The following is a 12235-nucleotide window of genomic DNA, read 5'->3' on the forward strand; positions in this document are numbered from 1 at the left end:
CAAGGAGTGGCGCGCTGTCGCAACCAGATACGAAAAAACAGCAACGTCATTCCTCGCCGTCATACACATCGCTGCCGCTGCAGACTGGATCAAGATCTAACAGGCCCTAGAGTCATAAAGACTTTCGCATTTTCGGTAAATTGCAGGCGGTAGAACTCTTCTCTCTTAAGTCTCTGGGTGAAATGGTTCGGTTTTAGTGGACAATTGTGTGTCTGCCGGTACGTGGTATTCCGGCCTCAGTTCATGCTGCTGCCAGCATCGGCGGCAGCAGCATGTTAGAGTAGGTTCGATCAAGTATGTTTTTGTCAAGCAATAAATTCAGTCGATGGATCTGGGTGTGGATGACGTGGCCGTGGCGGCCCCGGTCGCGGCGCGCGGGCGTATCCGAGGTCAAGTGGCCCCTGAAAATGGGACCGGCCGTTAAGTTGGAAAAGTCTGGCTCTGTCATATGATGGAGCGATGATGATGAAGAAGACGAGATGGAAGCTGGACGGGGCGTTGAAGGCGCAGATTGCGCCGGAGGCGATTCGCGGTGGCGTGACGGTGACGGACCTTGCCCAGCGCTATGAGGTTCACCCAAACCCGATTTAGTCTTGGAAGAAGCAATTGCAGGAGCAGGCGGCGCGGGCAACTGATGGTGAAGCGGGATTTTTTAGCGTCGAGGTCCGGAAGATGAGCATTCCGGACCGTCGAGAATTGCTCGTCCGTGAGGGAAGTGGGCTGTCGCTGCGGCAGCAATGTGCGCTGCTCGGGCTTTCGCGTTCGGCTGTGTATCGCAAGCCGCAGGCGGCCACCCGGGACGCAGCGTGAGTCTGAAATACGTTCTTTGCCAGATCCCCCCCCTATCATGGTATCTTTCATCTGCCGTCCTCTCTTCGTGGCTGAGTTTCCAACCATCACAGTGGCACATTGCGATGCCGTTCGGGGAGGACGGCAACCACCCCATCTGACAACCAGACGACCGAATCGCGACACAGAAAAATTACCCTACATGACCCGTTGGGGTCCCTTACGTCGTCAACTGTCAGAACCGATTTTCCGGAAAGCGGGCATCTCTCGATCCCCTTTATCGACAGCCACGGCGATCCGCCGAGGCCATGGTGACGATCCGTCGCTTCCCGGAACTGCTGATGCAACGACCGTCCCGCACCATCCCCTCTCTGTCTATCCCGGGCTGCATAGCCAGCAGTCTGTTCCTGGCAGGGTGCATCACGACGACGCCCGTTGCGCCCGCTCCGGCCGCAAGCGCCAGCATGCCGAGCATCGCGGAATCCCATAGCCCCGGCGCACTCCCCCCAGGCTTCGTGCCGGTGATGCGCCAGGGCCGATATACGCTGGTCGAGCTCACGCCTGATCCCGGACAACGGGATCTGATGCTGCAAATTGTGGATGTCAGAGTGCCGTCCACCTTCGATGCGACAGTGGCCGACGCGATCCACTACGTGCTCCTCCGCTCGGGTTATCGCCTCTGCGAAAGCAGCGAAATCGCACCGCTTTACGCTCTGCCGCTGCCTGCCGCCCACATCCATCTTGGTCCGCAATTCTTGCGCGAGGCCCTTTTGACCCTTGCCGGTCCCGCCTGGGAACTGTCGATCGACGATGCGAGCCGGACGGTGTGCTTCAGCCAGCACGTGGAGCCAACCGCTCCCACCCTCACGGTGGCCACAACCTCAACCGTGACACGCGTCCCTTCTCTCGCCCGAGCGGGGGCACAGCAGCCTCGGTTCGACCTCCACCGGCCGTGGGGGGCGCTACCGTGAGCTTACCCCAGATCTTCACCTTGCGCGGACGCAGAATCCCCTGGCTCAGGATCGTCGCGGCCGGCTGTCTCCTGGCGGTCAGCACGATCGCACTAACCGATCACCTTACCTTGTCCCGATTGGCTGACCAGACCCGCCGTAACAACCCCGACGTGCAACTTAGTGTGCTGGTCGCACGCATGACCGATCTGGAGCGGCTGGCTGACCCCGATCGACATCGCCCCAAACCCGCCAGCCAGACCGAACTCGCCACGGCACGTCGGTTGCTGGAAGCACGGATCACGCGCCTGGAAGAAGAGCAGGCCGCCGTCGTCCACACCGACGATGTCCGAGCGTTGCAAACCCGTGTGACCGCAATTGAGGCGCAGCGGGAACAAGAGCGCCTGGCCCTAACCACTGCTCCGATGGTTCCCCGGCACGCCTCGCCACCACCCCGTCCGTTGGCGCCCCCGTTCCGGGTAATGGGTGTCGAATTGCGCGGCGGCGAACGCTTCCTCTCGTTTACGCCGGCAATGACCGCCTCGCTCGCCTCGGCTCGCCTGCTCCACGCGGGCGAGAGCGAGCGCGGTTGGCAATTGCAAGCCCTCGAACCTCACGCCGCGCTGTTCCGTGTCAACGGCACCGCGCAGCGCGTGGCCTTGCCATAGGGGGCTGGCCGAGATGCGCTTCTCCCTCACCGTTGCCGCCCTGATATGCGCATGGAGCGGAATGCCGCTCATTGCCCATGCGCAGTCTGTATCGACAGCTGCTTCGCGCACCGGACTCAGTCAGATCCAGACGACCACCGACGCGGCATCCGAAGAGCGCCAGGCGCGAGCCTGGGGCCTGCGGACCGAGGAATGGGCGCGTTTCCGTCAGTTGATGCAGGGGCCGCTGGGGATCTACTCGCCGAATCTCGATCCGCTGACGGCGCTCGGCATCGAAGCGCGCAACGACGACGAGCGAACCCGCTACGCCACGCTGCAAGCCCAGGCAGAGGCGCGGCGCGTCGACAAGATGCTGGCCTACCAGCGCGCCTATGACGCCGCGTGGCAACATCTGTTTCCCGGCCAGTTGCGGGTGAGCCTGCCCGACGCCCAGACGCCGAACGCCGGCAACTCGGGCTCCGGGCGACTGGCCGTTTTCGTCAAACCGGATTGTCCGGCCTGTGCGCAGCGCGTCGAGCAATTGCAGTCGAGCGGAGCCAGTTTCGACCTGTATCTGGTCGGCAGCCAGGGGAGCGACGAGCGCATCCGCCTTTGGGCGCGTCAGGCGGGCATCGACCCCGCCAAGGTTCGCACCGCCACGATCACGCTCAACCACGATTCAGGGCGCTGGCTCTCGCTCGGACTGCCCGGCGACCTGCCCGCATTGGTGCAGGAGGTCAACGGCCAATGGCAACGGCGCTGACCCCCATGCGTCGGGCAGGGCCGCTGCTCGGCCTTGTCGCACTGCTTCCCACGGGCTGGACGTCCCCTGGCCAGGCACGCGAGCTGCCGCCGCCGGCCTACCAGATGGCGGCAGCACCGGCCGGCGTGCCATCGCCGGTGCTGTTCGCCGTGGCTTTGCAAGAGAGCGGGGCGCTCCTGCGCGGTCGTCTGATCCCGTGGCCCTGGACGCTTAACGTCGCCGGGCACCCCGAGCGTTATCCGACCCGCAGCGACGCCTGCCGGCACTTACGCCAGATCCTGACTCTGCTTCCCGCCAGCCGTGTCGATGTCGGCCTCGGCCAGATCAATCTGGGCTATCAGAGCCAACGCTACGTGGCCCCCTGCGACCTGCTCGACCCCTACGCCAATCTGGCAACGGCCGCCAGGATCCTGCGCGAGCAGCATCTGCCGAACGAGAACTGGCTGCTGGCGATCGGCCGGTATCACCGCCCCGCCGGAGGCGAACTGGCGGCGCGCTATCGTCGCAGCGTCGGCCTTCGCCTCTCCCAGGTCCTCGCGGACGCGGGGGCGCCATGACTGACCGTGCGTTGCCGCAGGATAAGCGTCCGCCGTTGCCGTTCGACCCGCACCGTCGCCTCGCGCGCGACCCGGCTCGCTCTTCAGTCCAGCATCTGATCAACGTATCGGGCGGCAAGGACAGCACGGCCGTCTACCTGCTGGCGCTGGAGTCCGGACTGCCGTTTCGCGCCGTGTTCGCCGATACCGGGAATGAGCATGAATCGACCTACGCGTTCATCGACCGCCTGGCTCAGCGGACCCGTGGACCCGCCATCGAGACCGTACGCGCCGATTTTTCCAGGGAACTGGCGCGCCATCGGGCCTACATCCTGCGCGAATGGCCGAAGCAGGGCATCCCCGATGCGATCGTCGCGGAAGCGGCCGCCCTTCACGAACCCACCGGCAATCCCTTTCTGGATCTCTGCATCAGCAAAGGACGCTTCCCAAGCGCCGGAGCCAGGTTCTGCACGGAGGCGCTGAAGGGTCTGCCGATCACGTTTCAGGTCGTGTTTCCCCTGCTCCGACATGGCCCGGTCCTGCAATGGCTCGGCATCCGCGCCGCCGAGAGCGCGCGCCGCGCCCGGCATCCCCGCTGGAACCGCCATGACAGCGGCTCCTTCGTCTGGCGCCCCATCTTCGACTGGTCCGTCCAGGATGTATGGGCGATGCACCGCCGACACGGGCTTGCCCCCAATCCGCTTTATGCCCACGGCATGGGACGGGTCGGCTGTCTGCCCTGCATCCATTGCACCAAGAACGAATTGCGCCTGATCGCCGAGCGCTTCCCCGAACACATCGATCGGATCGAACGCTGGGAAGCGATCGTTTCCGCCGCCAGCAAGCGCGGAGTCTCGACTTTCTTCGCGGCGGGAACTGACCCGATGGATGCCGACCGACCGGGCCAGTACGCCGATATCCGAACCATTGCCGACTGGAGCAGGACAAGCCGGGGCGGCCGACAATATGCGCTGTTCTTCGATCGTCAGCCCGGCGGGGGCTGTCTCTCGGATCTGGCGCTGTGCGAGCACGAGGAGAACGAAGACCCATCCAATGGCGTGTCCGACGATCAGACAGCGGACATCGGGAGCCCATCGCCATGACCCGTGGCGTGTTGCACATGGCGCTCGCACTTCCCTGCTGGCTGGTACCGGCGTCTGGCATCGCGCAATCGTCGCCGTTGATCATCGTCGAGGACCATGGGGGCGCACCGGCTCAGCCCTATTATGAGGCCCTGACGTCGGAGTCTGCAGAAACGCCGCCGCCGCCCTTCACCAGTCCGCCGAGGACTGGTGAAGGGACCATGCTGCCGGTGCGCTCGACTCTGTTATCACCGGGTGACGTGCAACCGCGCGAGATCCAGGCACCGGGCCTGACACCGTTCTTCGTCATCGGAGATGACGAGCGATCACGGCAATGGCTGCGCCTGCGCGCGGCGCGGCTGCGGTCACTTCATGCGGTGGGATTGGTGGTCAATGTCGCCACCACCGAGGCGCTGGCCGCCCTGCGCGCGCTGGCGCCGGACCTGCTGCTCTCCCCGACGCCAGGGGATGATCTCGCCCAACGCCTCGGACTGCGGACCTATCCGGCGCTGATCACCGCCACGGGCATCGAACCCTGATCGGAGCCGCCGATGGCCGCGTCCCAGAGCATCGAGGTCCTGCTGCGCCCGGCGGTGGAACTCTACACCGTCACCGTTTGCGCCGCCGCCGCACTGCTCTGTCTGGCGGCCCCGTGGTCGCTCGCCCTCAACCCCCTTCTGGGTCTCGCCAGCGCGCTGGCCTTCCTGGCCTTCGGCGCGATCAGGTTGCGCGAGGCCTGGGCCATTCTGCGCTATCGCCGCAATATCCGGCGTCTGCCCCGTTATGTGATGACCAGCCGCGCGGTTCCGGTCAGCCAGCAGCGCCTGTTCGTCGGTCGCGGCTTCCGCTGGGACCAGCGGCATACCCATCGCCTGATGCAGACCTATCGGCCGGAGTTCCGGCATTATGTCGAACCCACCGCATTGTATCGGGTCGCGCGGCGGCTAGAAGAACAACTGGAGTTCGCCCCATTCCCGGTGTCCAGCTTCCGGAAGGCGCTGGGCTGGGACAGCCCATTCAACCCCGCCCGGCCGCTGCCCCCGGTTGGGGGCATGCCACGTCTCCACGGCATCGAGCCGGACGAGACCGACGTCACGCTGCCGCTGGGCGAACGGGTCGGACACTCCCTGGTCCTGGGCACGACCCGCGTTGGCAAGACGCGGCTCGCCGAGCTGTTCATCACCCAGGACATCAGGCGCCGCAATGCGGCAGGCGAGTTCGAGGTCGTCATCGTCTTCGACCCGAAGGGCGACGCGGATTTGCTCCGGCGCATGTATGTCGAGGCTGAACGCGCCGGACGGACCGGCGAATTCTATGTCTTCCATCTGGGCTGGCCGGACGTCAGCGCCCGCTACAATGCCGTCGGGCGTTTCGGACGCATTTCCGAAGTCGCGACCCGCATCGCCGGTCAGCTCTCGGGTGAAGGCAACAGCGCCGCGTTCCGCGAGTTCGCCTGGCGCTTCGTCAATATCATCGCCCGCGCCCTCGTGGCACTTGGCCAGCGGCCGGACTATCTGCTGATCCAGCGCCACGTCGTCAATATCGACGCCCTGTTCATGGAGTATGCGCAGCACTATTTCGCCACGCACGACCCCAAGGCCTGGGAGATGATCGTCCAGATCGAGGGGCGCCTGAACGACAAGAACATCCCGCGCAACATGATCGGCCGCGAGAAGCGGGTGGTCGCCCTTGAACAGTATCTCTCGCAGGCCCGCGTTTACGACGCGGTTCTGGATGGCCTCCGCTCGGCCGTCCGCTACGACCGCACCTATTTCGACAAGATCGTCGCCTCGCTCCTGCCGCTGCTGGAAAAGCTCACCACCGGCAAGATCGCGCAGCTGCTCGCCCCGAACTATGCCGATCTCAACGACCCGCGGCCGATTTTCGACTGGAAGCAGATCATCCGCAAGCGCGCGATGGTCTATGTCGGCCTGGACGCTCTCTCCGACGCAGAGGTGGCCTCCGCCGTCGGCAATTCCATGTTCGCGGATCTGGTCTCGGTCGCCGGCCATATCTACAAATTCGGCATTGATGACGGGCTGCCCGGGACCACGCCGGCCTCGAAGGTGCCGATCAACGTCCACGCCGACGAATTCAACGAACTCATGGGCGATGAATTCATCCCGATGGTCAACAAGGGCGGCGGCGCCGGCATGCAGGTGACCGCCTACACGCAGACGCTCTCCGACATCGAGGCGCGCATCGGCAACCGGGCCAAGGCCGGCCAGGTCGTCGGTAACTTCAACAACCTGTTCATGCTGCGCGTGCGCGAGACGGCGACCGCCGAACTGCTGACGCGCCAGTTGCCCAAGGTCGAGGTCTATGCGGCCTCCATGATGAGCGGCGCGACCGACAGTTCCGATCCGACCGGCCGCACCGCCTTTACCTCGAATACCCAGGACCGGATCAGCAGTTCGAGCGTGCCCATGATCGAGCCCGCGCATGTCGTCGCCCTGCCCAAAGGGCAGTGTTTCGCGCTGATCGAGGGCGGCACGCTCTGGAAGGTCCGCATGCCGTTGCCGGCGCCGGACCCGGACGAAATCATGCCGCAGGACTTGCAGCAACTGGCCGCCGCCATGCGCCGGAACTATGTCGAGGCGGACGACTGGTGGCAGAACTCGGATCTGGGTGGCCCGCCGACGGACGCCCTGCCGCCCGACCTCGCCGGGGAACCAGGCTCTTGAGCGATCCCGCTGCCACGGCGCAGCGTGCCCAGCAGCGGCAGCAGAGCGCTGTCGTCGGTCTCGTCACCCTGCCATTTCGCTTTATCGGCGTCCTGTGCGGATCGCTCCTGCTCTGCGTCGCCATCGAATGCTTCGGCATGGCTTTCTTCTGGCCGGAACAGGGCTGGCACCATGCCGAAGCCATGCTCAACCACGAACTGGGCCAGCTTTCTTCCAGCTTCACCCGGAGCGCCCTGGTGCAGGAGCCGGGACGCTCGGTATACCGGCTGGTGCAGGCCGCCTATGAGTGGGTGTTCGTGAGAAGTGGTCTGCTGGACTGGATACGCGATGCTTCCGTCCAGTCCAGCAGCGGGGCGCGCAACCAGGCGCATGATTTCCGCTATTACATGGCGGTCGTCTATGTGCATGTCGAAGCCTATCTCATCGCGGCCGCCTACACCGTGCTGACCTTTCTGGTCCGGCTGTTCGTGCTGGTGCTGACCTTGCCACTCTTCGTGTTGAGCGCCTTCGTCGGCTTCGTGGACGGGCTGGTCCGGCGGGACATAAGGCGTTTCGGGGCCGGTCAGGAATCCGGGTTCGTCTATCACCGCGCCAGGGCCGCCCTTATGCCGCTAGCCGTCTGGCCCTGGGTAACCTATCTCGCGATACCGGTGAGCGTGCCACCCTTGCTGATCCTGCTTCCGTGCGCCGTCCTGCTCGGTCTCGCCACCAATGTCGCGGCGGCGACATTCAAGAAATACCTCTGACTCGCAACAGCGCGGCGTGTCGATATGTCGTCCATCCAGCGACAATCACAATTTATCAGGGGCGTGATCCCGGGTAGCTCGGGAGACCGCCCATTATCGGGTCCCAGTCGAGCGCCTCGCTCGCCCAGACATGGAAGGTCGGGCGGATCGTGTTCGGGTCGTCCAGGCTCACCGTCATGACGTCGAGTTCGCCGGGCGTGCCCTCGCGGCGATAGGTCAGAGGGGAGCCACAGCGGCCACAGAAGCTTCGCGTGACACCAGGTGAGGACGTGTAATCGACCGGCGCGCCGCGCGTGTAGCGAAAGCCGCCAGACAGCATGCCCACGAAGGGAAGTCGGGGTGCCGACGCAGCACGGCGGCAGGTCTTGCAATGGCAGATTCCGCTGCTGATGGGCTCACCCTCAGCGATATAACGCACGGCACCACACAGGCATCCACCTTCCATCTTCACCTCCCGCTCTTCCAAAATCGTCTGCCTGGTTTCAGTCAGTCCACTCAGCGCGTCCGGATCCAAGGGGAACAGCAGGCGAGGCCCAGTGCATTGCGATGTCCCCAATAGTGGCCGGAGGACGCAGACGGAGCGCGGGTCCCCACGCCGTCGTCTCCTGAACGCCTGAAAAATCACCAAACCCGGCATCACCCGGGGCATCACCACCATAGTCGCCCTCATACGCGAAAAGCAGTTCAGCCGTCCGTGCCAAAGAAAGCCGGAACTGTGTCGTTCTCTCACCGCGCCGGCGTGCTGCAACGCCACGCATGGCTGCCGCCGCCATCAGATAGCCCGTTGCATGGTCAAGAGCCTGTACGGGCAGAGAAACCGGCGCCTCGGAACCGCGCCATGTCATGCCATTGGCGGCGATCCCGGATGAGAACTGCACCAGGCTGTCGAAACCGCGCCGGCGCGCCCATGGGCCGCTATGGCCGTAAGCGTCCAGTGACACGTCGACCAGACCCGGCCGGATGACCTGCCGTGCATCAGCGTCATATCCGAGATGGTCGAGGGCGTCGGCCCGATAGCCGTGGACGAGGATATCCGCTCTGGACAGCAATCGTTCAAACGTAGCCCTGTCACCCGGATCCTGGAGATCCAGCCGGGCGCACCGTTTCCCGGGCGTGACATCCGGCGCCATGACGGGTTCCTCCCATCCGGGCGGATCGATTCGGAGAACCTGGGCTCCCCATCCCGCAAGAAAGCGCGTTGCGACGGGGCCGGCCAGAATCCTCGTCAGGTCCAGCACGCACAAGCCAGCCAGGGGCCTGTCGCGATCGGGACGCCATCGACGATCGTTTCCCGAGCTCCCCATGTCACACAGAATTAAAGGTTCCCTCGAGACCGCCCGGCCTTGCGGATGGCTCTCCCAGGCCGCCCGGCCACGCAGTCGCGCCGCGCATCCCCCGGCAGTGACGATTTCCTGTTCGAGTGCATCGCTGGTCCAGCCTGCCACGGCCTCGGCGACCATTTCGCGCGTCGCGCTGCACCCGAGCACAGCCAAAGCCGCGCGTTTATGATGTGCAGCATTGGTGTGGAGTTTGATCCAGCCATCGCGTGCGCGGTAATCACCGGCGATGGCGTCCCACGCAGCCGGAAGCGTCCAGCCTTGCGGCCGGATGGAAAAACGGAACCAGAGCGACGCGAGGCGATGATCGACCGCAACCGGCAATGACAAACCGTCCGCCTCCAGAAGGTCCGCGACAGCGCGACAAGCCGCCCCGATCGTCGCCGCCGCGAGTTGCGTCACCGGAAAGCAGGAGGGCAGACGATCATTCCCCCTGAACGCCACCCGATCGGCCACCTCGGGAGCGAGCCCGATCGAAGCGGCAATGTCCTTGAGCAGAAGCCGGGATATGTTCCGCGTCATGCAATGATTTCCTGTCGACAGATGAGGTCGGGACGCACGATCAACATTGATTCCCACACCTCGACGCCCCCCGATGCGGCGACGGCGAGTGCGCCTGGAGGGGCTTCGACCCGTGAGCATGGGAAAATCCGTCGAGCTTGCCAACTGGATCAGTGTCCACTCGCAGGTATCTTTGGAGCGCATGTTCGCGCGGAACGGCAGACCGGACATATAACCCGCGAGCGGCTTGTCCATGTCGGAATTTCTGGAAATCTCCGCCGGTCGCTGACAGTATAAGTGACGGGAGGATTCGACATGAGCGAAACATCTGTCCCCACGCGCCCCGCTGAAATCATCGTGACCGATAGCGAACCTCTGATCCATCTTGCCCGTCACGACAGGCTCGATCGCCTCTATCTGATGGGCCAGCGGGTCGTCATGCCGGACATGGCCCTTGTCTCCGTCCGCGAACAGGCTCCACGGCGCGAAGCGCGCATCATCAACCAGTGGATCACGGACCAGCGCTATCGGAACGGCGCACAGGCTGTCAGGGTCGAACCGACGAGCGTCGGCCGTGCCTTCAAACTGGCGCGGAAAGCGTCCACGGGGTTCCAGTGGCCCGAAGCCTCCGATCTGGCGATCGTTGAATGGCTTCCGGTCCAGTTCAGCCGGATCAGGGAACCGACCCTGTTTCTGTATTCAAGCAACAAGGCCCGCGCGCTGGGGCGCTTCGCTTCGCCAAGCCACGCCTTTCGGACGGCCAGCGCCTACGTCGAGATGACCGCGACGCCGGAACTTTGCGAAAGCCAGCTTGCCGGCGTCAGCCGAACACGTCAGACGAACCCGGACACCCGTTATGTCCGTGGTCTGCCTATTCCGGCATGGGATACGCCCGGATGGGAACTGACCATGATGCTGCCACCTGACATATGCGCCGAACTGGACAAGATGGTCGACGAACTCGGAGAAGACGCGGACCCCGAGGCGTTATACAACCAGATTATCGGTAATGCCCGGCCACCGACAACCCATTGACGCATGCCATCCACGTCATCCACCCACAACAGAGTGGACCATTGAATGGTCCATTCCCTTCAACTATAATCCCCCTGTCACACCAGCTGGGGAATTCCGCTCATGCAGTTTTCCGTCACGGAAGCCAAAGGCCAGCTGACCGAGCTGGTCCGCCGCGCCGAAGAAGGCGACGAGATCATCCTGACCCGTCACGGACGCGCTGTCGTGCGTCTCTCTCCCATACGCCCCAGATCCAGCCCTGACACACGGCGTGCCTTGATGGAGCAGCTTGCGGCGGCTGGTGCCGCAAAGACAGCGTCCGGTCCGGATGCCGCGCGCAGCCAGGATTTTCTCTATGGCGATGACGGCATGCCGGGATGATTGCCGTCGATACATCCGCGCTGGTAGCCATTGCCCTCAACGAGCCCGCCGCCAGCCGCTGTCGCACCGTTCTCGAAACCGAAGCCGACCTCCTGATTGCCGCGCCCACCGTCGCCGAAACCCTGATCGTGGCGGATCGGCGCGGGTTCGGCGCTGAAATGCGTGCGCTGATCGATAATTTCGGTTTCACCGTGGTCAGCTTCACCGACGCTGACGCGAAGAAAGTGGCACACGCCTATGGGATGTGGGGGAAAGGCATGCACCCTGCCGGATTGAATTTCGGTGACTGTTTTTCCTATGTCATTGCCCGCGCCCATGAATGTCCGCTCCTGTTCGTCGGCGATGATTTCAGCCAGACCGATATCCAGGCAGCATTTCCCGCTCCATCCGAATAGACCTTCCTCCGAAAGACATGAACATGGACCACGATCCCGACATCATCACTTCCGGACTGTCCGGCCCCTTCACGCGGGACGGCGAGACGGTGGAGGTGCAGATTTACCGGATCGAGACGGACCCTCAATGGGTGCTGGAAGTCATCAACAGGAACGGGACCTCGATCGTGTGGGAGGACCATTTCGAGACAGCCGAAGACGCAAGGGCGGCCTTTGACGCGACCATCGACAGCGAAGGTATCGGCACCTTCCTGGACACGACGAACATTGTTCCCTTCCCGACACGGCACTGAAAACCCGCCGGTATAAAGAGAAAAGCCGGACTTTCACGCTCGGGCGAACGAAGGTTCGCCGCGACGTGCTTTCGTGAGGCAGCGCCACCGACCGGCAGGGATTCCGCCGAGAGCAAT

The 12235-nt window shown here is 64.0% G+C and carries 16 protein-coding genes and 1 pseudogene; 15 read left to right on the plus strand and 2 right to left on the minus strand.

Annotated features, from left to right (window positions below; genetic code table 11):
• From HLH48_RS20545 to HLH48_RS20590, 11 genes and pseudogenes are all read left to right on the plus strand, one after another.
• Positions 1–100 (plus strand): annotated as a pseudogene (locus HLH48_RS20545) (IS5-like element ISMex42 family transposase); the annotation flags it as partial.
• 359 nt (positions 101–459) lie between these two features.
• Positions 460–591 (plus strand): hypothetical protein, encoded by a 132-nt coding sequence (locus HLH48_RS23620; protein WP_264812259.1) that lies wholly within the window; start codon positions 460–462, stop codon positions 589–591.
• 15 nt (positions 592–606) lie between these two features.
• Positions 607–810 carry a hypothetical protein gene (locus HLH48_RS20550; RefSeq protein WP_182999342.1) on the plus strand — a complete coding sequence of 68 codons (204 nt, stop codon included), beginning with the start codon at positions 607–609 and terminating at the stop codon, positions 808–810.
• A gap of 287 nt (positions 811–1097) precedes the next feature.
• A complete protein-coding gene (gene pilL2 / locus HLH48_RS20555; RefSeq protein ID WP_246387611.1) occupies positions 1098–1760 on the plus strand; it encodes a PFGI-1 class ICE element type IV pilus protein PilL2 in 663 nt (220 codons plus the stop codon).
• The gene (locus HLH48_RS20560; RefSeq protein WP_182999343.1) at positions 1757–2407 is read left to right on the plus strand and encodes a hypothetical protein; all 651 of its coding nucleotides are present in this window, start codon (positions 1757–1759) and stop codon (positions 2405–2407) included. The genes pilL2 and HLH48_RS20560 overlap by 4 nt, the downstream gene beginning before the upstream one ends.
• A gap of 13 nt (positions 2408–2420) precedes the next feature.
• The gene (locus HLH48_RS20565; RefSeq protein ID WP_182999344.1) at positions 2421–3149 is read left to right on the plus strand and encodes a TIGR03759 family integrating conjugative element protein; all 729 of its coding nucleotides are present in this window, start codon (positions 2421–2423) and stop codon (positions 3147–3149) included.
• Positions 3134–3706 (plus strand): lysozyme family protein, encoded by a 573-nt coding sequence (locus tag HLH48_RS20570; protein WP_220795235.1) that lies wholly within the window; start codon positions 3134–3136, stop codon positions 3704–3706. The genes HLH48_RS20565 and HLH48_RS20570 overlap by 16 nt, the downstream gene beginning before the upstream one ends.
• Positions 3703–4788: a phosphoadenosine phosphosulfate reductase domain-containing protein gene (locus HLH48_RS20575; protein ID WP_182999345.1), complete on the plus strand. Its 1086-nt coding sequence runs from the start codon at positions 3703–3705 to the stop codon at positions 4786–4788. Before HLH48_RS20570 ends, HLH48_RS20575 begins: the two co-directional genes overlap by 4 nt.
• The gene (locus HLH48_RS20580; RefSeq protein WP_182999346.1) at positions 4785–5306 is read left to right on the plus strand and encodes an integrating conjugative element protein; all 522 of its coding nucleotides are present in this window, start codon (positions 4785–4787) and stop codon (positions 5304–5306) included. Before HLH48_RS20575 ends, HLH48_RS20580 begins: the two co-directional genes overlap by 4 nt.
• Before the next feature lie 12 nt (positions 5307–5318).
• Complete coding sequence (gene traD / locus HLH48_RS20585; protein WP_182999347.1) at positions 5319–7451, plus strand: type IV conjugative transfer system coupling protein TraD; 2133 nt, start codon at positions 5319–5321, stop codon at positions 7449–7451.
• A complete protein-coding gene (locus HLH48_RS20590; RefSeq protein WP_182999348.1) occupies positions 7448–8197 on the plus strand; it encodes a TIGR03747 family integrating conjugative element membrane protein in 750 nt (249 codons plus the stop codon). Before traD ends, HLH48_RS20590 begins: the two co-directional genes overlap by 4 nt.
• Positions 8198–8252: 55 nt before the next feature.
• Here the strand turns inward: HLH48_RS20590 and HLH48_RS20595 are convergent, their stop codons facing one another.
• Positions 8253–8642, minus strand: coding sequence for a GFA family protein (locus tag HLH48_RS20595; protein ID WP_182999349.1), 390 nt, complete (start codon positions 8640–8642; stop codon positions 8253–8255).
• A gap of 37 nt (positions 8643–8679) precedes the next feature.
• A complete protein-coding gene (locus HLH48_RS20600) occupies positions 8680–10290 on the minus strand; it encodes a CoA transferase (RefSeq protein ID WP_220795237.1) in 1611 nt (536 codons plus the stop codon).
• Positions 10291–10350: 60 nt separating this feature from the next.
• On the opposite strand from HLH48_RS20600, the gene HLH48_RS20605 reads away from it, so the two are divergent.
• The 4 genes from HLH48_RS20605 (at position 10351) to HLH48_RS20620 (ending at position 12118) form a co-directional block, all read left to right on the plus strand.
• Positions 10351–11070, plus strand: a complete 720-nt coding sequence (locus HLH48_RS20605) for a hypothetical protein (RefSeq protein WP_182999350.1) — start codon at positions 10351–10353, stop codon at positions 11068–11070.
• 102 nt (positions 11071–11172) lie between these two features.
• Positions 11173–11430 (plus strand): type II toxin-antitoxin system Phd/YefM family antitoxin, encoded by a 258-nt coding sequence (locus HLH48_RS20610; protein WP_182999351.1) that lies wholly within the window; start codon positions 11173–11175, stop codon positions 11428–11430.
• Positions 11427–11825: a type II toxin-antitoxin system VapC family toxin gene (locus HLH48_RS20615; protein ID WP_182999352.1), complete on the plus strand. Its 399-nt coding sequence runs from the start codon at positions 11427–11429 to the stop codon at positions 11823–11825. Before HLH48_RS20610 ends, HLH48_RS20615 begins: the two co-directional genes overlap by 4 nt.
• A 23-nt stretch (positions 11826–11848) precedes the next feature.
• Positions 11849–12118 (plus strand): hypothetical protein, encoded by a 270-nt coding sequence (locus HLH48_RS20620; RefSeq protein WP_166498115.1) that lies wholly within the window; start codon positions 11849–11851, stop codon positions 12116–12118.
• Positions 12119–12235: the final 117 nt, after the last annotated feature.

This window comes from Gluconacetobacter sacchari (assembly GCF_014174255.1).
Taxonomy (GTDB): domain Bacteria; phylum Pseudomonadota; class Alphaproteobacteria; order Acetobacterales; family Acetobacteraceae; genus Gluconacetobacter; species Gluconacetobacter sacchari.